This window comes from Halanaerobium praevalens DSM 2228 (assembly GCF_000165465.1).
Taxonomy (GTDB): Bacteria; Bacillota; Halanaerobiia; order Halanaerobiales; family Halanaerobiaceae; genus Halanaerobium; species Halanaerobium praevalens.
In genome coordinates, this window is the sequence record NC_017455.1 from 366,958 (window position 1) to 388,304 (window position 21,347).

The 21,347-nt window shown below is 27.2% G+C and carries 17 protein-coding genes; 16 read left to right on the plus strand and 1 reads right to left on the minus strand.

Annotated elements, in window-relative coordinates; genetic code table 11:
* Positions 1 to 296 precede the first annotated feature (296 nt).
* The 4 genes from HPRAE_RS01625 (at position 297) to HPRAE_RS01640 (ending at position 4,485) form a co-directional block, all read left to right on the plus strand.
* Entirely contained in the window at positions 297 to 1,217 is a 921-nt protein-coding gene (locus HPRAE_RS01625; protein WP_041606878.1) for a 5'-nucleotidase C-terminal domain-containing protein, read from the plus strand.
* A gap of 7 nt (positions 1,218 to 1,224) precedes the next feature.
* Positions 1,225 to 3,006: a sensor histidine kinase gene (locus HPRAE_RS01630; RefSeq protein WP_014552509.1), complete on the plus strand. Its 1,782-nt coding sequence runs from the start codon at positions 1,225 to 1,227 to the stop codon at positions 3,004 to 3,006.
* A gap of 86 nt (positions 3,007 to 3,092) precedes the next feature.
* Complete coding sequence (locus HPRAE_RS01635; protein WP_014552510.1) at positions 3,093 to 3,770, plus strand: response regulator transcription factor; 678 nt, start codon at positions 3,093 to 3,095, stop codon at positions 3,768 to 3,770.
* Between the two features lie 169 nt (positions 3,771 to 3,939).
* The gene (locus HPRAE_RS01640; protein ID WP_014552511.1) at positions 3,940 to 4,485 is read left to right on the plus strand and encodes a site-specific integrase; all 546 of its coding nucleotides are present in this window, start codon (positions 3,940 to 3,942) and stop codon (positions 4,483 to 4,485) included.
* A 470-nt stretch (positions 4,486 to 4,955) separates the two neighbouring features.
* Here HPRAE_RS01640 and HPRAE_RS01645 read toward each other — a convergent pair whose 3' ends face one another.
* Positions 4,956 to 6,545, minus strand: a complete 1,590-nt coding sequence (locus HPRAE_RS01645; RefSeq protein ID WP_014552512.1) for an AAA family ATPase — start codon at positions 6,543 to 6,545, stop codon at positions 4,956 to 4,958.
* 869 nt (positions 6,546 to 7,414) lie between these two features.
* On the opposite strand from HPRAE_RS01645, the gene HPRAE_RS01650 reads away from it, so the two are divergent.
* From HPRAE_RS01650 to HPRAE_RS01705, 12 genes are all read left to right on the plus strand, one after another.
* Positions 7,415 to 8,839, plus strand: coding sequence for a polysaccharide biosynthesis protein (locus HPRAE_RS01650; protein WP_014552513.1), 1,425 nt, complete (start codon positions 7,415 to 7,417; stop codon positions 8,837 to 8,839).
* A gap of 10 nt (positions 8,840 to 8,849) precedes the next feature.
* A complete protein-coding gene (locus HPRAE_RS01655; RefSeq protein ID WP_014552514.1) occupies positions 8,850 to 10,025 on the plus strand; it encodes a LegC family aminotransferase in 1,176 nt (391 codons plus the stop codon).
* A gap of 11 nt (positions 10,026 to 10,036) precedes the next feature.
* Positions 10,037 to 10,669 (plus strand): acetyltransferase, encoded by a 633-nt coding sequence (locus tag HPRAE_RS01660; protein WP_014552515.1) that lies wholly within the window; start codon positions 10,037 to 10,039, stop codon positions 10,667 to 10,669.
* A gap of 2 nt (positions 10,670 to 10,671) precedes the next feature.
* On the plus strand, positions 10,672 to 11,664 hold the full coding sequence (gene neuB, locus HPRAE_RS01665) for an N-acetylneuraminate synthase (RefSeq protein ID WP_041606880.1): 993 nt from the start codon (positions 10,672 to 10,674) through the stop codon (positions 11,662 to 11,664).
* Complete coding sequence (neuC, locus tag HPRAE_RS01670) at positions 11,661 to 12,839, plus strand: UDP-N-acetylglucosamine 2-epimerase (protein WP_014552517.1); 1,179 nt, start codon at positions 11,661 to 11,663, stop codon at positions 12,837 to 12,839. The genes neuB and neuC overlap by 4 nt, the downstream gene beginning before the upstream one ends.
* Positions 12,839 to 13,534 carry an acylneuraminate cytidylyltransferase family protein gene (locus HPRAE_RS01675; RefSeq protein ID WP_014552518.1) on the plus strand — a complete coding sequence of 232 codons (696 nt, stop codon included), beginning with the start codon at positions 12,839 to 12,841 and terminating at the stop codon, positions 13,532 to 13,534. Before neuC ends, HPRAE_RS01675 begins: the two co-directional genes overlap by 1 nt.
* A gap of 13 nt (positions 13,535 to 13,547) precedes the next feature.
* On the plus strand, positions 13,548 to 14,666 hold the full coding sequence (locus HPRAE_RS01680; protein ID WP_014552519.1) for an N-acetyl sugar amidotransferase: 1,119 nt from the start codon (positions 13,548 to 13,550) through the stop codon (positions 14,664 to 14,666).
* Between the two features lie 23 nt (positions 14,667 to 14,689).
* Positions 14,690 to 16,126 carry an oligosaccharide flippase family protein gene (locus tag HPRAE_RS01685; RefSeq protein ID WP_014552520.1) on the plus strand — a complete coding sequence of 479 codons (1,437 nt, stop codon included), beginning with the start codon at positions 14,690 to 14,692 and terminating at the stop codon, positions 16,124 to 16,126.
* Positions 16,127 to 16,233: 107 nt separating this feature from the next.
* Complete coding sequence (locus HPRAE_RS01690) at positions 16,234 to 17,613, plus strand: hypothetical protein (protein WP_014552521.1); 1,380 nt, start codon at positions 16,234 to 16,236, stop codon at positions 17,611 to 17,613.
* Between the two features lie 45 nt (positions 17,614 to 17,658).
* Positions 17,659 to 18,189 (plus strand): acyltransferase, encoded by a 531-nt coding sequence (locus tag HPRAE_RS01695; RefSeq protein WP_014552522.1) that lies wholly within the window; start codon positions 17,659 to 17,661, stop codon positions 18,187 to 18,189.
* A gap of 517 nt (positions 18,190 to 18,706) precedes the next feature.
* The gene (locus HPRAE_RS01700; protein WP_014552523.1) at positions 18,707 to 20,008 is read left to right on the plus strand and encodes a nucleotide sugar dehydrogenase; all 1,302 of its coding nucleotides are present in this window, start codon (positions 18,707 to 18,709) and stop codon (positions 20,006 to 20,008) included.
* A gap of 1 nt (position 20,009) precedes the next feature.
* Entirely contained in the window at positions 20,010 to 21,191 is a 1,182-nt protein-coding gene (locus tag HPRAE_RS01705; RefSeq protein ID WP_014552524.1) for a glycosyltransferase, read from the plus strand.
* Positions 21,192 to 21,347 lie beyond the last annotated feature (156 nt).

Below are 21,347 nucleotides of genomic sequence, written 5' to 3' on the forward strand. Positions count from 1 at the left end.
TATCATCCTTTCGTTTTTTTTAAAAAAATATTTTTTGAAAGCTAAATCGTGAAATTAAAAAATGAAATTAATTTTCAAGTTTGGCTTTATCACCTCCGGCAACTAATATAATAGCAAGCAAATTTAAGCAAAGTATGAGCAAAGTTTGAATTATTATTTAAATTTATTAATTAGTGAAATTATATTTAAATTAATTAAAATTTATTTCGATCAAATTTTAGTTCTTAAATTGACTAAAAGATTTATATAATATAATATGGAACTGAAATGACTTGAGATAAAGGAGAATGATAATTTTGAAAAAGTTAATTATTTGTTTAGTTTTTTTAACTATCTTAACTGCAAATACAATTTCAGCAGCTGCAGCTGTTGATAAAAAAATTGAATTAAATGGGGAATCAATTAATTTAGAAGATGATGAACAAATCATGAAATTAAAAGAAGAAATAGAAAAAAAGAGTGAAAAAGAAAAAGACATGATTATTGGCAGTACAGTTATATTTTTAAATGGTCAAGAAAACCATATTAGAAATAGTGAAAGTAATTTGGGCTGTTTAATCACTGATGCAGTTTTAGCTAAAACAAAGGCTGAAGCAGTAATCATTAATAGCAGAACAATTAATGCTTCAATTGCTAAAGGCTTAATTAGTATGCGAGATATAAAAAGAGCTCTACCGGCTCAAGATGAAATAATAATAAAAGAAATAAAAGGTTCAAAATTAGTTGAAGTATTAGAGCATTCAATTTCAAAATACCCTGAGAATGCTAGCTTTTTTCCTCAATTAAGTGGAATCAAAATTATTTTTGCAGAAATTGAGGGAGCAGCAAATAAGATTTTAAAAGTTTTAGTTAATTCCAAGCCTCTAAAAGAAAATAAATATTATTTAATTGCAACTAATGATTCTTTAGCTCAAGGGGGAGATGGGTTCAAAAAGCTGGCCCAGGCTAAAAAAATTAAAAATTCAGGTCGGCTTGATCAAATTTTTAAAGAATATTTACAGGAAAAAGAGATTATTGAAAAAGTTAAAGCTAATCGAATTATAGCTGTTTCTAAAGTTGGTAATAATTATTTTTATCGAATTCAAAAAGGAGATTATCTTTATTTAATTGCCAATAAATTTTCAGTTTCAGTTAAAAAAATTATGCAGGCTAATAATTTAAAAAATATAAGTCTGATTTATGAAGGCCAAAAATTGATTATTCCTGGATTAAGGTGAGTTAAAAATGAAATTTAATTTAGAAAAAGATAGTTTTTTTACTAAACTAATTTTTAGATTTTTAATAATTACTATGATTGTTGTTTTAATTTTTGGATTTTCAGTAATTACTTATTTTAAAACATTTTTTATTGAACAAAAAGAGGCTCAGATTCATAAAAATAGCAATGCAGTGATTGATTATTTAGCTGAATCAAAAATAGAAAATAATAAACAAGAAATTGTAAACTGGCTTAGTATAATTGGTCAATTAAATGAAGGTCACGCTTGGCTTGTAAATGAAAAAGGAGTTTTAGAATATAGTTATCCCTATTCTTTTGATGAAAAAAAAGTTTTTTCAGGGTATGAAACTATTTTTGCTGGTAATTCAATTGCTCGTGAAATTAATAGTGATGATTTTGAAATCACAATGCAGTTTGTCGGTCTGCCTGTTAAATATCAGGGAGAAGTAATAGCTGCTTTATTGGTTTTTACTCCAGTTGAAGAAATAAACTCTATAATAGAACATGTATTTAAAATTATGCTCTCTATTTCACTATTTGCACTATTTTTTATACTTTTTATTTCTTATTATTTTTCTCGTTCTTTAGCTAAACCATTACATAATATGGGGCTGGTAGCTTCCCAAATAAGTCAAGGTAAATATGGTAAAAAAGTGGAAATCAAAGAAAAAGGAGCTAGCCAAGAAGTAAAGATTCTTTCCGAAAGTATTAATTTAATGTCTCAGAAATTAAAACAGACTATTGAGAGCTTAGCTGAAGAAAAAAATAAGTTAAAATATGTATTATCAGGTATGGCAGAGGGAATTATTGCTGTAAATCATTTAGGTGAAATTATCTTGACAAATAAGGCAGCAGCAGAAATATTTGATTTTAAAGCTGATTTGCAAGGGGAGAAGATAACTGAAGTTAATTTGGATTCAGAAGTAAAAGAAAATTTTAAGCAAATTATAGCTTCTGAAAGCTTTGCTAGTAAACAATTAGTAATTAGTAGAGAAAAAACAAAAGAATATTATTTAGTTCATTTAACTGAGATTAAACTGCAGGATGATCAATTTTGGGGTGGAGTAGCAATTTTTCATGATATTAGTGAAAGATATCGCTTTGAAAAATTACAGCGAGAGTTTGTGGCTAATGTTTCACATGAACTAAAAAGTCCTTTAACTTCAATCAAAGGCTCAGCTGAAATACTTTTAGATGGAATTATAGAAAATGAGGCTCAACAAAAGGAATATTTAAAAATGATTTTAAAAGAAAGCAATAGTTTAGCTCATTTAATAGATGAAACTTTAACTTTAGCTGAAATTGATTCTGGTGGGGTTGAATTAAACAAAGAAAAAATAAAAGTAAAAACTCTTTTTCAGGATTTAGAAATATTTTTTGATAATATAAAAAAAGAAGAACAGAGTTTAGAATTTGAATTTGAAGCTGATTTAGAGCTTTATGCTAATCGAGAAAAAATAAGGCAGGTTTTAATTAATTTATTAACAAATAGTGTTAAATATTCAGCTAAAAAAGGAAAAATAAAGTTAAAGGCCTTGCAAATGGCTGAAAAGATTAAAATTTCAGTATCAGATAATGGCATTGGAATTCCTAAAGCAGAACAAAAAAATATTTGGGAGCGTTTTTATAAAATAGATAAAGCTAGGACTCCTGGTGAAAGAAGTAGTGGTCTGGGCTTAGCAATAGTTAAGCAGATAATCCAAGAACACCAAGGAAAATTAGCTTTAAAAAGCCAAGTTGGCGAGGGCTCTACTTTTAGTTTTATACTGCCAAATAAAGTAGATTAAATTGCTTAAAAGTTAATATTTTTTAATTTGATCATATTTTCATCACATAAATTTGATAAATTAGTTGAAGAGAGGTGAAGACTCTAATGGATAAAAAAAAGATTTTAATCATAGATGATGATCTGCAAATAACTAAAATTTTAAGAGATTATTTTAATTATGAAAATTTTGAAGTTTTTGTGGCTCATGATGGGCAAAAAGGTTTAGAAAAAATTAACAATTTAGAGATAGATATTATAATTTTAGATTTAATGCTGCCTAAAAAAAATGGTTTAGATATTTGCCGTCAATTAAAGCCCCATAACAAAATACCGATTATAATTTTGAGTGCTAAAAATCGTGAAAATGATAGAATTAAAGGGCTTGAGTTAGGAGCAGATGATTATGTAACTAAACCATTTAGTCCTAAAGAATTAGTTTTGCGGGTTAAAAACGTTTTAAAAAGAATTAATAATGATCAAGACCAAAATGAGCTTAGTTTTCCCGATTTAATAATTAATAAAGAGCAAAGATTAGTTAAGGTAAAAAAAGAAGAAATTGCTTTAGCACCTAAAGAATTTGATTTACTCTGGCAGCTGGCTTCTTCTCCGAAAACTGTTTTTAGTCGAGAAAAACTATTAGAGTTGGTCTGGGATTTCGATTATTTTGGTGGGATTAGAACAGTTGATACCCATATTAAATCGATTCGAAATAAATTAGGGGCAGAAGTGGGTAATTATGTGCAGACTGTCTGGGGAATTGGTTATAAATTTGGAATCAAATAAAGATTGACTGCTGCCAGACTCAGGCAGCTTTATTTTTAGCTTAATTAGATAATATTGGAAAAATAACTTAAAATTTCTTCTTAAAAATGATATAATAAGATTAATAAATTTTTTAAATGGAAAAAGTAATAATTAAATTCTAAAAATAGTCTTGGAGAAAGGGGTAGAAATGAATAAAGTAGAGCCCATTAGAGATAAAGCAAAAATTGAAGAAATGAAAAATATACTCTTAAAACAGAGCTATCGTAATTATATTCTTTTTGTACTTGGAATTAATACCGGTTTGAGAATTAGTGATATGTTAAATCTGAAAGTTCAAGATATCCGCAACCAAAGTCATATTGTTTTAAAAGAACAGAAGACTTCTAAAAATAAACGATTTTTGATCAATTCTAAGCTGCGGCAGGAGTTGGAAGCTTATATTAAAGCAATGGCAGCAGAAGAATATTTATTTCAGAGTAGAATTGGTCAGAATAAACCTTTATCTCGTTTTCAAGCTTATAGGATTTTTAGTGAGGCGGGGCGTAAAGCTGGTCTGGAAAGTATCGGCTGTCATTCTACCCGCAAAACTTTTGGCTATCATCATTATAAAAAGAATAAAGATGTAGCTCTGCTGCAGAAAATTTTTAACCATTCTTCTCCTAGTATAACCTTAGATTATATAGGCATTACCCAAGATATAATGGATAGTTCGATTGAAAAATTTTCTCTTTAAATTTAAAGTTAAGGCTTAAATTTTAGTTAGAATATTTTAAAATACTAGATTATAGCTTGCTAGTAGATAAAATTTAATATTTAAAAATAGATTAGATTAATCTTTTTTAATTTGCTTTTAATGTTGCTCTAAAGTTTTTCTAATTTTGGACTGTTATTATGTAGTTAAGCTAAGAGAAAGAAAGTGTTATCCCCTTTTTTAAGCTGCTGCAGAGAGCAGCTCTGACATAAATTAAAAGTATAGATACTTTACTCCTTGTTTTACCGTCCTTAATTGGGCGGTTTTTTTATTATTTAGAATTTGTTCTAAATATTAAATCTTATTTAGATCAATACAATTAGTTTGATATTTTTATTGATATTCTCAGATTAGGACTATATATTTAAGAATCTGAAAAGCAGGCTCTTTAGCAAGAAAAATTATATTTTAAATAAAATGCATAAAAAAAGAGCAGGAATATCTGCTCTAATTTAATCTATTTCTTCTATTTTAATATCCTGTATATTTCTTTTTTTGGTGTCAAAATTGATGCTGATCAAAACTAATTTTTTATCTTTAATTTTAAATTTTTCAGCATAATTTTTATCTTTTATCTGCTGCAGAGCTTTTTCAGCATCCTGATTTGCCTTGAATTCAATAATATAAATATCCGTTTCAGTTGCAATTGTACAATCTATTCTTCCTTCAGAGCTTAGGACTTCTGAGTAAACATTTAAATTGTTATCTGTTAATAGAGTAGTTATCAGATAAAAAAGACTGTTGTAATAAGCTTCTCTATTTTGAAGAGATTTTGGGATATTAATATTTATCAGACTGGCAAATATAGATTTTATCTGTTCAATAAATTCTTCAAGATTTTTATTGATTAATGCTTTTTTTATTCGGTGTACAACCGGAACTGTAATTTTGTTTTGAGAAAATGATTTTGCTAAATTTAGAGTAAATCCATTTTCTACTTCTTGATTTGGATATCCCATTTTGTATAGCTCTTTACTTTTAATTCCTTTAATTGTTAAATAGCCAGTTTGGAAAAGTAGTGGCACTATTTCAAGATTTTCAATATCATAAGCCTTAATTTCATTTTTTCCAATTACTACACTTTCTAAACTGCTGATGTCGAAGTTATGGCTTTTAATTAAGTCAATTAAAAAAGTCGGAGTACCACTTTCAAACCAGTAATTATCAAAATCCAAATTTACTAAAGCATTGCCAACTGAAAAAGGGTTATAAACTTTACTATCTTTTTCTGTAAAACGAAAACCATTATACATTTGCTTGAACTTTTTTCTGCATTCTGGAATACTTAAATTCTTTTTTTCTGCTAGTTTAGCAAAATATGGTTTGAAATATTTATCCAATTCTTCTTCTGTATAACCCATTATTTCAGCAAATTTCACTTTTTGATCAAGTTCAATTAGATTATTTAGAGTAGAAAATATTGATAGCTTACTAAACTTAGTTACTCCTGTTATAAAAACCTTTTCTAGATAGGGTTCAAGTGGTTTAAGATTGTCATAAAATAGTTTTAAAAATTCTTGATTCTCTAAAGCAATTTCAATTTTATTTTTAGAACTTTCAATACCACTTAAATGAGATAATATTGGTTTATCATATTCGTCAATTAATAAGACAACTTTTTTATTAGTTTTTTTAAAGATTTTTTTAATTAATTTATTAAATCTAGTTGGTACATAAGTTGAGGTCAGGTCAAGATTATACTCATTAGCATAATCAGCAATTTTTTCGCCTAAGACAATTTTTAATTGTTCGGTAGTTTGAGAAATTATTTCATTAAAATCCAATCTAATAATAGGATATTTATCCCAATTTAAATCTTGATTTGAAATATAAAGGTCATTAAAAAGTTCTTTTTTGCCCTGGTAGAATTTTTCCATAGTATCAACAAAAAGGGTTTTGCCAAAGCGGCGGGGGCGAGAAAGGAAAAAATATGGTTCTTTACTATTTACAATTTGATATAAAAATTTGGTTTTATCTACATAAATAAAATCATCTTTGATAATTTCTTCAAAATTTGCTTTTGAAACAGTAATATCCTTCATTTTGACACCTCCAACTTAAACTAATTATACTTTAAATTTTGCTGATTATCAATTAAACTTAAATATTAGTTTAACTCAAGTATAATATATCACAAAACGAACTTGTGTCAATAAAATTCAAGTTAATTCGACAAAAAACAGAGAAATATTAATTGATTTTAAGGCGAGAGTGTATTATAATAAAAGTTGTTAAGGAATTGAACACATCAGTTGAAATATAAACAGAAAATTGATCTGAGCAAGGTTCTGCAAATATATTCAGTGGTTTATTGCAGAATTAAATTTATCAGTTAATTAAAACATATAAAGAAAAAGAGATTAAATGACAGCCGATGTCACAATAATTGTTAACTGAAAAGTTTTACTTTAGTATTCGACAAAATTAGCTACTCTAATTAGTTGATGTATTATGAATAATGTTATAAAATAAAGAATGTGAGCGAAATAGAAGTGTTATCTGTAAAATGACATCCGATGTCACAAAATATAATCCTAACTCAGGCAAGTTGACAGTTGAATATGTATGAGGATCTGTGAAACCAGGGTTTTCATATGGGTAAGACAAACTGAGTTAGAGGTTTAAAGAGCTTTAAAACCATATGCAGGATCAGCCTTCAGGCTATTTTTTTAGCAGTACACTTTGGCTGCAACACAGTGGATACTGTGTTGAGGTGGGAGAGGATAGTTGTGATAAGGGTTTGCGGGGGATGAGATATAGTTTTTTAAGTATGGACTTGTTGGGATGAGTTTGTATTTAAAAAACTATTTTTTTATGTGTAGGGAAATTCAGGTTATTCCTATATGCTTATGTATATTGAATATTATTATTATCTATAACTTTTTAATTATATAGAAATTTAGGTGATTTTATGAAAAATGTTTTAATTGTAGGTGCTGGTAGTGCCGGCAAGCATGTCTTAAAAGAAATAACAAATAACGGACATAAATATGACTATAATGTAATTGGCTTTTTAGATGCAGATTCTTCAAAGCATGGAAATGAAATTGATGGCTATGAAATATTAGATCACCACGATAATATAAATAAATATATTGATGAATTTGATATAAATGAAGTTATTGTTGCAACTACTGAAATTAATCATCAAGGATTAAATAAAATTTATGATAACTTAAAAACTTTTGATAAAAATATTGAAATAAAAGTTCTTCCTACAGTAGAAGAACTCTTAAAAGGTGAACCTTTTACTAAGCAGTTAAGAGAAGTGCAGGTGGAGGATTTACTGGGGAGAGAATCAATACAGATTAACAATGAGAATATTAATAAATACATAAATAATAAAAAAGTATTAGTAACAGGCGCTGCAGGATCTATTGGCAGTGAATTATGCAGGCAGATTGTTAAATATAATCCAAAAGAATTAATAATATTAGATATAAATGAAAATGACTTATATTTTTTAAAATTATTTTTAGAAAGACATTATGAAGTTGAAATTAATTTTGAAATAGCAAATATTAGAGAAAAAGATAAATTAGAGTTTTTGTTTAAAGAATATAAACCTGATTTAGTTTATCATGCAGCAGCTCATAAACATGTTCCATTAATGGAAAAAAACATAGAAGAAGCTGTAAATAATAATGTTTTTGGATCTAAAAATTTGCTAGAGATGGCAGATAAATATCAGGTAGAAAAGTTTGTTTTGATTTCTACAGATAAAGCGGTTAACCCAACTAATGTTATGGGAGCAACGAAACGCTTATCAGAAATTATTTTAGAAAATATAAATAAAAATTCTAAAACTATGTATATGGCAGTTAGATTTGGAAATGTTTTAGGAAGTAATGGTAGTGTTGTACCATTATTTAAATCTTTAATAAAAGAGGGTAAGGATTTAACAGTAACCCATGAAGAAGTAACCCGCTATTTTATGACAATTCCAGAAGCTGCTCAACTTGTTTTGGAAGCTGGCTATATAGGCCAGGGTGGAGAAGTATTTGTACTAGATATGGGCAAACCAATTAAAATCATGGATCTGGCAGAGAAAATGATTGAACTATCCGGTCTGAGAGTAGGCAAAGATATTGACATTAAAATTACGGGCCTTAGACCTGGAGAAAAACTTTATGAAGAACTTTTATATGATATAGATAGCTGTCAGAAAACTGAGAATGATAAAATTTATATCTCTCAGATCAGAAGAGAAGATTTAGATTTAGAAAAAGGATTAAATGAACTGAACATTTATTTAAATAACTTTGACAGAATTAACTTAAAAAAACAACTTAAAAAGTTAGTTACAACATATAAAGAAGCTGAATATAATAACTAGGAGAATTAGAATGAATAAGAATTTGAATATTCCTCTTTCGGTTCCTAACTTATCAATTGATATTTTAGATAATGTTAAAGAATGTATTGAAACTGGATGGGTTTCTACTGGAGGTAAATTTATAACTGAATTTGAAGAAAAAGTAGCAGATTATGTTGGTGTTGATGAAGCTGTTGGAGTTCAAAGTGGCACTGCTGCGTTGCATCTTGCTTTTCAAATTTTAGGAGTAGAAGCTGGTGATGAAGTAATAGTTCCTACAGTTACTTTTATTGCTACTGTTAATCCAATTACATATCTTGGTGCAAAACCAGTTTTTATGGATTGTGATGATAGTTTAAATATTGATTTAGATAAATTAGAAGAGTTTTTAGAGAAAAACTGTGAACAGACTGAAGACGGTTTGTTAAATAAAAACTCGGGTAATATTATTAAAGCTTTAACTATAGTTAATGTTTTTGGAAATCCTATTGATATGGAAAGAGTAATAGAAATAGCGGATGAATATGATTTAAAAGTTGTAGAAGATGCTGCAGAATCTCTTGGATCTTTTTATAATGTAGGTGAGTATCAAGGTAAACATACTGGAACAATTGGTGATATTGGAGTACTTTCTTTTAATGCTAATAAGATATTAACGACTGGTGGCGGAGGTATGCTTATTTCAAATAATGATGAGATTATAGAAAAGGCCAGATTTCTTGCTGTGCAGGCAAAAACTGATCCTTTATATTACAAACATGACGAAATAGGCTATAATTATAGATTAACAAATATTGCAGCTGCTTTTGGTACAGAACAAATAGATCGGCTTGAAGATTTTATAAAAGTTAAAAAGAAAAATTATGAATTATATAAAAAAGAAATAGATAAAATTGATGGGCTAGAACTATTACCTTTCAATACCAACACAAGACCAAATTACTGGTTCTATTCTGTAGTTGTTAATGAAGAGGAATATGGTATTGATAGAGACCAATTATTAAATAAGTTAAATGAAGTTGGTATTCAGGCAAGACCTCTCTGGGGATTAATAAGCGATCAAAAACCATATCAGAGTTGTGAATCATATAAAATTGATAAAGCAAAATATTATGTTGATAATTTAATAAATATTCCTTGCAGCACAAACCTTACTGAAGATGAAGTGTATCAAGTTGTAGATATGTTAAAAGAATATAAAGTTTAAGGTGTTTGGCGATGAAAAAGATAATAATTATTGGTGCTGGTGGGCATGCAAAAGTTATTGCAGATATTATTATTAAAAGAAAAAAGATTCTAAAAGAGAATCCAGTGATTGAAGGTTTTTTGGATGATAAATATACTAAAGAAGAAGCTATTTATCAAGGTATTCCTTTAATCGGAACGATAGAAAAGATTAATACCTTAAAAAAAGAAGATTACTATTTTATAATTGCTATTGGGAATAATGAAATACGGGAAAAGATTGCAAACAAATATGAGCTAAAATATTATACTGCTGTTCATCCAGATGCAATATTAGCTGAAGGGGTTGGGATTGGTGAAGGAACAGCAATTATGGCAAATGCTGTAATTAATAGCTCTGCTAAAATAGAGGCTCATTGTATAATCAACACATCAAGTATTATTGAACATGATAATCATATTGAGAGCTTTGTTCATATTTCTCCCAATACTGTTTTAGCAGGTAATGTTAAAGTAGGGAGAAAAAGCTGGATTGGTATGGGGAGTTCTGTTATTCAGGGTATTAATATTGGTGAAAATGTTAAAATTGGTGCAGGTAGTGTTGTCTTAAATGATATAAAAGATAATGTTACAGCTTATGGAATTCCATGTAGGGAGAGATATTGATTATGAACACTTTTATAATTGCTGAAGCTGGTGTTAATCATAATGGTAGTATTGAATTAGCAAAGAAATTAATAGATAAAGCTGACTGGGCTGGTGTGGATGCTGTTAAGTTTCAAACTTTTACTGCTGATAAATTGGCATCAAAAACAGCTAAAAAGGCTGATTATCAAAATAAAACAACACCCGAAAAAAGCCAGTATGAAATGCTGAAAAAATTAGAACTTAAAACTAAAGATTTTCAACTTTTAAAAGACTATTGTGATCAAAAGGGAATTCAATTTATGTCATCTCCTTTTGATCTTGACAGCATAGATTTATTAAATGAAATTGGATTAGATATCTGGAAAATTCCGTCTGGTGAAATAACAAATTATCCTTATCTTGAGAAAATTGCCCAACTTAAACAAAAAATTATTATGTCAACTGGGATGGCTAATTTATCTGAAATTGAAGCAGCGTTAGATTTATTAAAGCAAAATGGATCAAAGGATATTACAGTTTTGCATTGCAATACTGAATATCCAACTCCAATGAGGGATGTTAATTTAAGGGCAATGTTAACCATTAAAGAAGCTTTTAAAGTTGATGTTGGATATTCTGACCATACTAAAGGGATTGAAGTTCCAACGGCTGCAGTAACATTAGGTGCAGGGGTTATTGAAAAGCATTTTACTCTTGATAATTCTATGGCGGGTCCAGATCATAAAGCAAGTTTAGAGCCAGAAGAATTAAAAAATATGGTTGATGCGATTAGAAATATTGAAAATGCTCTTGGTAATGGAATTAAAAAGCCTTCTAAATCTGAATCTAAAAACAAGGATATAGCTCGAAAAAGTATAGTGGCATCTAAAGATATTGAAAAAGGGGAATTATTTACTGAGGCTAATTTAACTATAAAAAGACCTGGTAATGGAATTAACCCCATGCGGTGGCCTAATATTTTAGGTAAAAAAGCAAAACGAGACTTCACTTTTGATGAGTTGATTGAATTATGACCAAAAAGAAAATATGTGTGGTAACTGGAACCAGAGCCGAATACGGTCTTTTGAGACCAATTATTAAGAAAATTGATGAGAATCCAGACTTCAAATTACAATTAATTGTTACTGGAATGCATTTATCACCTGAGTTTGGACTTACATATAAAAATATAGAATCTGATGGATTTCAGATTGATGAAAAAGTTGAAATTTTATTAAGTTCTGATACTTCTGTTGGGGTAAGTAAATCAATGGGATTGGCTTTGATTAGTTTTTCAGAATCTTATCAAAGATTAAATCCTGATTTAATTATTATTCTTGGTGACAGGTATGAGACTTTCTCTGCTGCGGCAGCTGCTTCAGTCGGTAATATACCTTTGGCTCATTTACATGGTGGAGAACTTACTGAAGGTGCTTTTGATGATTCTTTTCGTCACAGTATGACCAAAATGAGTTATTTACATTTTACTTCAACTGAAGAATATAGAAAGAGGGTTATTCAACTTGGAGAAAATCCAGAAAGAGTTTTTAATGTAGGTGCTCTTGGTGTGGAAAATATTTTAAATTCAGATTTATTATCTAAAAAAGAACTTGAAAAAGAATTAAATATAAGTTTAAGCAAAAAATATATATTAATTGTTTTTCATCCTGTTACTTTAGAAAATAAGACTGCCAAACATAATTTTAAAGAATTATTAAAAGTAGTTGATAAATATGATAAAAATATTTCCAAAGTTTTTATTAAAGGTAATTCTGATACTGATGGTAGAATTATTAACCAGATGATTGATAATTATGTTAGTGAAAAAAACAATTCATATGCATTTTCTTCTTTAAGCACCGAAAATTACTTGAGTCTATTAAAAAATACTTTTGCTCTAATAGGTAATTCTTCAAGTGGGATTATAGAAGCGCCAAGTCTAAATACTCCATCAATAAATATTGGGGATCGTCAAAAAGGGAGAATTAGAGCTGAATCAGTTTTTGATTGTCAAAATGAGAAGAATGATATTTTATCGGCATTAAAAAAAATAGATGATTATTATTTAAAAAATAATTTTGATAAAATAAACAATCCTTATGAGAAGGAAAATACTTCTGCTGAAATAATGAGAGTTATTGAAGAATTTATATTAAATAATAAGATAGATTTAAAAAAGAAATTTTATGATATTGAGGTTGAAATATAATGCAAGATAAAATTCTAGCAATCATTCCTGCAAGGAGTGGATCTAAAGGCTTAAAAGATAAAAATATTAAAAATCTTAATGGAAAGCCAATGATAAATTATACAATTGAAACTGCATTGGAAAGTAAAATATTTTCTAATATTATTGTGTCAACTGATTCTGAAAAATATGCTGAAATTTCTGAAAAAGCTGGAGCTGAAGTTCCTTTTATTAGGCCCCAAAGACTAGCAACTGATGAATCTGCAACTTCCGACGTTGTTTTACATGCTATAGATAAAATGCAACAAAAAAATGGGGAATATAACTATTTTATGTTATTACAGCCTACTTCACCACTTAGAACAGTTGAGAATATTAAAGGGGCTTATTCTTTGTTGAAGGAGAAAGATGCTAATTCAATAGTGGGTGTTTGTAAGACCGATCACAATCCTTTATGGAGTAATACTTTAGATGAATCATTATCAATGGATAATTTTTTAAATCATAAAGAAAACATAAGAAGACAGGATTTGCCTACTTATTATAGACTGAATGGAGCTATTTATTTAGCTGAAGTTGACTACTATAAAAAGTATAATGATTTTTATTTTAATAACTCTTATGCATACATCATGAGTAAAAGAGAATCTATTGATGTTGATGATATTATAGATTTTAAATTAGCTAGTTTAATTTTAAATAAAATTAGAAAATAAAGGGGTATTAATTATGAGATACTGCAAAAAATGTGTAATGCCTGATACTAGACCAGGTATTCATTTTAATGAAGATGGTGTTTGTCAAGCATGTGTTAATTATGAAAAAAGAAAGCAAATCGATTGGAATAAGCGCTGGGAAGAATTGAAGGAAGTTACCAATAGATATAAAAATAAAGATGGTAATGATTATGATTGCATAATTGCGGTGAGTGGCGGTAAAGATAGTCATTTTCAAACATATATCATGAAAGAAAAACTAGGTATGAATCCGTTGTTAATTTCTGTAGAAGATAATTTTCCAATGACTGAAGCTGGTGAACATAATATTAAAAACATATCAGAGAGCTTTGGTTGTGATATTATTAGTTTAAAACCAAATATTAAAAATCAAAAAAAAGTAACTCGCTATATGTTTGAAGAGTATGGGAAACCAACATGGTATATTGATAGATTAATATATACTTATCCTTTACATATGGCTATAAAATTTGATATACCTTTTATTATATATGGAGAAAATGTAAGTTATGAATATGGGGGCAACCAAAAAGATGAAACTCCTTCTGCGATAAATCAAATATATAATGGTGTTGCTGAAGAAATCCCATGGAAGGAATTAATTAATTTAGGTATAGATGAAAAGTCTTTAAATTTATTGAAAGCACCTGATAAAGAAGACATTAAAAAAGCTGAATTGAATCCTATATATTTAAGTTATTATATTAAATGGAATAGCTTAAAAAATTATAACATTGCTAAAAAATATGGATTTAAAGATTTAACACATGAATGGGATAGAACACATCATATTGAAAATTTTGATCAGATAGATAGTAGGGCATATTTAGTTCATCCATGGTTAAAATATCCAAAGTTTGGACATCAATTTGCAACTGATTTTGCTTCTAGATTAGTAAGATATGGCATGATAAATCGTGAGAAAGCAATTGAATTGGTTAAGAAACATGATCATAATTTAGATCCTAAGACTGTTGAAGATTTTATTGAATTTGCTGGATACTCAAGAAAAGAATTTTGGGAGATAGTTGATAAATTTTATAATAAAGATTTATTTCGAAAAAATGATTTAGGTAGCTGGGAATTAAAAAACCCAATTTGGAATGAATAGTTTTATGAAGAGAGTTTATTAAAATGAAAATATATAAGAAAAATATTTTGGTTTTTTTAAAAAAAATAATTGGCATTGAAAATATTGAGTTTATTAAGCATGCTAAAAATTATATGACAGCTACTTTTTTTACTAAAGCATTAGGTTTTATTTCAGTGCCGATTTTTACTCGTTTGTTAACTCCTGATGAATATGGAATATTAGCTATATTTACTTCCGTAATATCTATTTCAACTATATTATTAGGATTGAATTTTCATGGAGCTGTTAATAGATATTATCACGAAGAAAATAAGGAATTTGGTGAATTTATAAGTAGTAATATTTTGTTTTTATTATTTTTTAATATAATTTCTTTATACTTAATTAATTTATATAAAAACGAAATTTCATCTTTAATAAAAATAGAAGTTAATATTTTTATTATTGCTATTATTATTGCGATTTTTAATATACCTATTAAAATATTTTTGTCATATTTACAGACAAGTAAACAGAGTGATAAATATTCATTAATATCAGTTAGTAAAAGCGTATTAATACTTATCATTTCAATTGTTTGGGTTTATTTACTTTCTGACCAAAAATATTTTGGTAAGATATATGGATACTTAGTTGTTAGTGGAATTGGATTTATAATCGCTGTTATTTATTTTATTAAATTAGGTAAACCAAAATTTAAATTTAAATATGTCAAATATTCTTTGGTGTTTGGTATACCTTTAATACCACATTCATTATCAGGTTTCATACTTTCTTATTTTGATAGGATTGCCATTAATCAGTTAACTGGTTCTTTAGATACAGGACTTTATTCTTTTGCTTATAATATAGGTATGATTATGAATGTAGTTGTTATGGCAATGAATAAAGCCTGGTTACCTATTTTCTATCATAATTTAAAGGAAAATAATTTTAAGGAAATAGATGAATTGGCGGTTACTTATTCGAAATATATTTTTATGGCAGCAATTTCATTGATTTTATTTTCAAGAGAAATTGTAATAATACTTGCTGATGAAAGATATTATAGTGCTTTGAAAATAGTTCCAGTAATTATTATAAGTTTTGTATTTGTGTTTTTATATACTTTATTTGGTAATTATTCTTTTTATAGAAAAAAAACTTTATTAATATCTACTGCAACTTTATTGGCTGGATTAATAAATATTGGATTGAATTACTGGTTAATCCCTAAATTCGGTTATGTTGCTGCAGCGTATACTACTCTTATATCTTATATGATTCTATTTATTTTTCATTATATTAATTCGAAGTTTATTATTAAAGAAAATGTTATTAACTTAAAAAATATTTTAATTGATTTTGTTATTCTTTTATTTATTATTGGGTTATATTTATTCTTGTTTAATTTCATAAATAATTTTGCTATTTTACTTATAATAAAGCTAATAATCTTTGCTATTGTATTATATTATTTTGTAATTAAAAGTAATTAGTGTTATGAAATGGACTCGGTTGGGGATATTTTTTAGAAAAATTGTTTTAAAAAATTGATAATCAATATTTTTATAAAAGTTAAAAGAATAGTTAGGTGTATATAAAAGTGAATAAATTAAAAGAAAAACAATTATGTGATAAAATATTTAATTTAGAAGAAAAATTCAATTTATTAAAAAAAAAGATAAATGGAGTTTATTTTTGGAAACTTATTAGGTTTGATTTAACACAGGAAATATTAAAAGAGAAAAATATATATGGGCAGGCTCATACAAATCCGGGCCCTAAATTTATAGATAAAATATTATACTTACCTAGAGCTTTAATAAATACTCATTTATATGGAGCTTTAAAAAGGAATAGTCAAAAAGATTATTTAGTATTTGAACACCCGAGAAAAGTCAAAGTAAATGAAGAATATATAGATAAATATACCCACTATATAATTGCTGACTGGGGAAAAGATAAATATGAAATTATTGATAAACCATATCTTCGTAAACATTATAAAAATCCTTCTTTAAACCGAAGTTATTTTGAACATTTTTCAATTATTAACTATTTAAAAAGAGAAATATTACCATTAAAGATTAATGATGATGATAAGAAATTTATAAAAAGAATCGAGGAAGAACTCAAAAAAAGGTTTGATTTAAAAATTGAATTACTGGAAAAAGTTGAATTTAAAATTACTCATTTTAAAAATGAAGTTAAATATTTTAATAAGTTATTAAAAAAAAGAAAGCCTAAAAAAGTCTTTTTAGTAGTATCCTATGGTTCTGAAGCTCTTATAGAAGCCTGCAAAATTAATGATGTTACTTCAATTGAAATTCAACATGGAATTATAAATAAATATCATTTAGGGTATAGTTTTCCAAAATGTTCTGATATCCCTTATTTTCCTGATCAAATCTATTTATTTGGTCAGTATTGGGCAGATTCAACTCCTTTACCATTAGACCCCTCCGAATTGGTAATTTTCGGATTTCCTTATTTAGAAAAAAGACTTGTAGAATATAGAGATTATTCTAAGATTAATAATCAAGTTTTATTTATGTCACAGGGCACTATTGCTAATAAACTAACAGAAATAGCTTATGAATTTGCAAAAGGCAATAAAAACTATAAAGTTATTTATAAACTTCATCCTGGTGAGTATGATCGCTGGCAGCAAGATTATGAAATTTTAAATAAAGCTGTTGAATTAGATAATTTTAGAATAATAGATAATAATGATATTAATTTATATCAATTACTTGCAGGTTCTGAATATCAAATTGGAGTATATTCCACTTCGATCTTTGAAGGGCTAACCCTTAATTGTAAGACGATATTACTTGATCTTCCTGGTGTGGAATATATGGAATATTTAATAGAAAATGATATAGTTAAATTTGCTGAAAATGCTGAAGAATTAACTGAGTTTATTAAAGAAGATGATTTTGAGCAGAATTATAATAAAGATTATTTTTTTAGTGGAATATAAAATTTATTAAAGTGATTTTTATTTAAAATAAAAGTTGGTGAATTGATGATAAAAATATTGTTTTTTTTCGCAAGAAAAATTAAAAGTGCTTTAAGAAAGTTGATGAAAAAATATTATAATTTTAGAGTGAAAATAACTGCTAGAGCAGTTGGTGATCATCTTAAAGTGAATTTTTATTCTAATGTAAGTAAAAATACTATTTTAGGTAATAATGTTAATTTTAATGGCATGAGCATTTCCGGAGGAGGGCAAGTTAGAATAGGCAATAATTTTCATTCCGGAAAAGAATGTTTAATGATAACACAGATTCATAATTATGATCATGGAGATAAAATTCCATATGATGATACATATATTTGCAAAGATGTTTTGATTAAGGATAATGTTTGGTTGGGGAGTCGGGTTGTTATATTAGGAGGAGTTACTATTGGTGAAGGTGCAATTATTCAGGCAGGAAGTGTTGTAGTATCTGACATTCCTGATTATGCTATTGCTGGAGGCCATCCTGCTAAAGTCTTTAAATATAGAGATAAAGAACATTATGATAAATTAAAACACGCAGAGAAATTTCATTAGTACTAGATTCATTATAGTTTTATTAAAAACAAAAAATTAAGTGAATAGTTATATACCCATTTTTAAAGATATTATATATGATAATGAATTAAATTATAGCGAGCAATTATTATATGACATTGCATTAACAAATAGTTTCACGGATTATTTTGAAATTTTAACATTGCAATTTAAGTTAAAAATAAATTATTATGGAAATGTAAAAAAACGAGTAGCTAATGCGGAAAATTTAGGATATGTATAAAAAGTCTTAAATGAGCTAGTGAAAAGTACAATAGAAGATATTTTTATAATAGCATTTTTTTGTTATCTATTATAACGAAATAATTCATTATAAGCAAAAGTAGGTAATGTTTTTATTTTTCAAGTTTGAAATTATTATTTTTGATTTTTAGGATTTGAATTTAAATGAATATATTTTTGAAGCTCAAAATAAAAATGAATTATCAGATATATTAAAAATAATTAGTGATTTACATCAAATATTTAACGATTTAAATAAATTGGGGGAGTTCAAGTGAATATTAATAACATTAAAATAGCAATTACAGGAATGGGATATGTTGGATTACCATTATCAGTTGCATTTGCAGAAAAGGGACTAGATATTATTGGCTTTGATATCAATGAAAATAAAATATCAAAATATCAAAAAGGTGAAGATTCAACAAATGAGATTGGTAAAGAAAGACTTTCAAAAATAGATAATATAAAATATACAGCTGATGAAAAAGATTTAAAAGCAGCAAATTTTCATATAGTTGCTGTACCTACTCCTGTTGGGAAGAATAATGTACCCAATTTAGACCCGGTAACCGGAGCAAGTAGAATTGTAGGAAGAAATTTAACAGAAGGGGCTATTGTTGTTTATGAGTCAACTGTTTATCCTGGAGTTACAGAAGAAGTTTGTGTTCCAATTTTGGAAGAGGAATCTGGTTTGGAATGTGGTATAAATTTCAAAGTTGGTTATTCACCGGAAAGAGTGAATCCTGGTGATAAGGTTAATACTGTAGAAAAAATAGTTAAGGTTGTTTCTGGTATGGATGAAGAAAGCCTTGCTACAATTGCTAGTGTTTATGAAGAAATAATTGAAGCTGGTGTACATAGAGCACCTTCAATAAAGGTTGCAGAAGCTTCTAAAATAATTGAGAATTCTCAACGTGATGTTAATATTGCTTTTATGAACGAGTTATCTATGATTTTTGATAAAATGAATATTGATACTCAGGCGGTTTTGGATGCAGCTGGAACCAAATGGAATTTTCTTAATTTTTATCCTGGTTTAGTTGGGGGCCATTGTATAGGTGTGGATCCTTATTATTTAACATATCGTTCAGAAGAATTGGGTTACATATCTCAGTTGATTTTAAATGGACGTAGAATTAATGATCAAATGTCAAATTTTGTGGCGGAGAAAACTGTTAAGAAAATGATAGAATCAAATGTAAAGGTTAATGGTTCTACTGTTTTAGTGATGGGACTGACATTTAAAGAGAATGTGCCTGATTTGAGGAACAGTAAGGTTGCTGATGTGATAGAAAGACTGGAAGAATATCATATTAATGTTAAAGTTGCTGATCCTATTGCTGACCCAGAAGAATCTGTAGTTGAGCATGGAATTGAGTTAGAAAATTTATGTACAATTAATAATGTTGATGCAATTATTGTTGCAGTTAATCATAAAGAATATCAAAAAATAGAACTTAAGGATTTCAAAAGATATTATAAAGAGTGTATCGATAAACCTGTTTTTATTGATGTTAAGTCAATTTATAATAGTAATAAAGCTGAAAAAATGTATAATTATTGGAGACTTTAATATGCAAAGAAAAATAAAATTAGTAATTATTATTGCGACTTTATCAAATGGAGGAGCAGAAAGGATTGCTGCATTATTGTCAGAGAATTTACCTGATAATTTTGAAGTTAGTTTTTTATTATATAAAGATGAAGTGTTTTATTCTTATAGTGGGAATAAATATATTTTAAAAGTAAATACTGACAATAAAATTATAAAACAAATATTGAATTTAAGGGCGATTAATAAATACATTGATGAGATCAAACCTGATTTAACTTTAAGTTTTTTAACAAATCCTAATATTTTAAACTTATTATCTATAAGCCATACAAAAATAATTTCAGTTAGAGGTGTCAGAAGTAAAAGTCTAAAAGGTTTAGGAGGGTTTATATATAAAAATTTAATTAAGTTATTTTATAATAAAGCTGATTCTATAGTTGCTTTATCCAAAGGGGTTAAAGAAGATTTAATTGATAATTTTAAGATTCACAGCAATAATATAAATATAATTTATAATTTTTGCGATATTGAGAGAATTACTAATGAGAAAAACATAAAATTGGATATTAAAAATCATAAAATTTTTGAAAAACCTTCAATTATAACTGCAGGTAGATTAGAATTTCCCAAGGGACATTTTAATTTATTAAGAGCTTTTAAAAATGTTAAAAATAGTATACATGATGCTCAATTAATTATCTTGGGTAAAGGTAAATTAAAAAAAGATTTAGTTAAATTAGCTAAGGAATTAAATATTTTCAATTCAGTACATTTCTTGGGATTTGTCGAAAATCCTTTTAAATATTTTTCAAAAGCGGATATATTTGTATTACCCTCAATAATGGAAGGATTCGGAAATGTTATTATAGAAGCTATGGCTTGTAGTTTACCAATTATTTCAACAGATTGCATTGGACCTAAAGAAATAATTACCAATTCAGCAAATATAAAAGTAGAAGATGAAATTTTATATGCAGAACATGGTGTATTGACTCCTGTTTTTAAGAATAATAAATATAGAAACAATAATTCATTAACAAAAGAAGAAGTTTTATTTTCAAGTGCAATAATTAATTTACTTAATAATTCAAGTTTAAAAAATAGATATAAACTAGAATCACAGAAACGAGTGAAAGATTTTTCTAAAGACAAAATTGTTAAAAACTGGATTAAAGTTCTTAATGATTTTAATCTTTCCTAAAGATATTGGAGAGATAACAATTAACTTTTTATAAATAATTATTGGACTAAACAAATGACTAGATCTTATTATTTTATTGAGACTTGTAAAATTATTAATATCTTTAACTTTACCCATAATTCAACAGTCTTTTCTTTAAGCAAATATGTTATCAAT

Bases quoted from the DNA above. Each gene is read 5' to 3' on its own strand.
- HPRAE_RS01645 (WP_014552512.1), bottom strand. From the start codon at position 6,545: ATGAAGGATATTACTGTTTCAAAAGCAAATTTTGAAGAAATTATCAAA.
- HPRAE_RS01675 (WP_014552518.1), top strand. From the start codon at position 12,839: ATGCAAGATAAAATTCTAGCAATCATTCCTGCAAGGAGTGGATCTAAA.
- HPRAE_RS01655 (WP_014552514.1), top strand. From the start codon at position 8,850: ATGAATAAGAATTTGAATATTCCTCTTTCGGTTCCTAACTTATCAATT.
- HPRAE_RS01705 (WP_014552524.1), top strand. From the start codon at position 20,010: ATGCAAAGAAAAATAAAATTAGTAATTATTATTGCGACTTTATCAAAT.
- HPRAE_RS01660 (WP_014552515.1), top strand. From the start codon at position 10,037: ATGAAAAAGATAATAATTATTGGTGCTGGTGGGCATGCAAAAGTTATT.
- HPRAE_RS01680 (WP_014552519.1), top strand. From the start codon at position 13,548: ATGAGATACTGCAAAAAATGTGTAATGCCTGATACTAGACCAGGTATT.
- HPRAE_RS01635 (WP_014552510.1), top strand. From the start codon at position 3,093: ATGGATAAAAAAAAGATTTTAATCATAGATGATGATCTGCAAATAACT.
- HPRAE_RS01650 (WP_014552513.1), top strand. From the start codon at position 7,415: ATGAAAAATGTTTTAATTGTAGGTGCTGGTAGTGCCGGCAAGCATGTC.
- neuB (WP_041606880.1), top strand. From the start codon at position 10,672: ATGAACACTTTTATAATTGCTGAAGCTGGTGTTAATCATAATGGTAGT.
- HPRAE_RS01685 (WP_014552520.1), top strand. From the start codon at position 14,690: ATGAAAATATATAAGAAAAATATTTTGGTTTTTTTAAAAAAAATAATT.
- HPRAE_RS01695 (WP_014552522.1), top strand. From the start codon at position 17,659: ATGATAAAAATATTGTTTTTTTTCGCAAGAAAAATTAAAAGTGCTTTA.
- neuC (WP_014552517.1), top strand. From the start codon at position 11,661: ATGACCAAAAAGAAAATATGTGTGGTAACTGGAACCAGAGCCGAATAC.
- HPRAE_RS01630 (WP_014552509.1), top strand. From the start codon at position 1,225: ATGAAATTTAATTTAGAAAAAGATAGTTTTTTTACTAAACTAATTTTT.
- HPRAE_RS01640 (WP_014552511.1), top strand. From the start codon at position 3,940: ATGAATAAAGTAGAGCCCATTAGAGATAAAGCAAAAATTGAAGAAATG.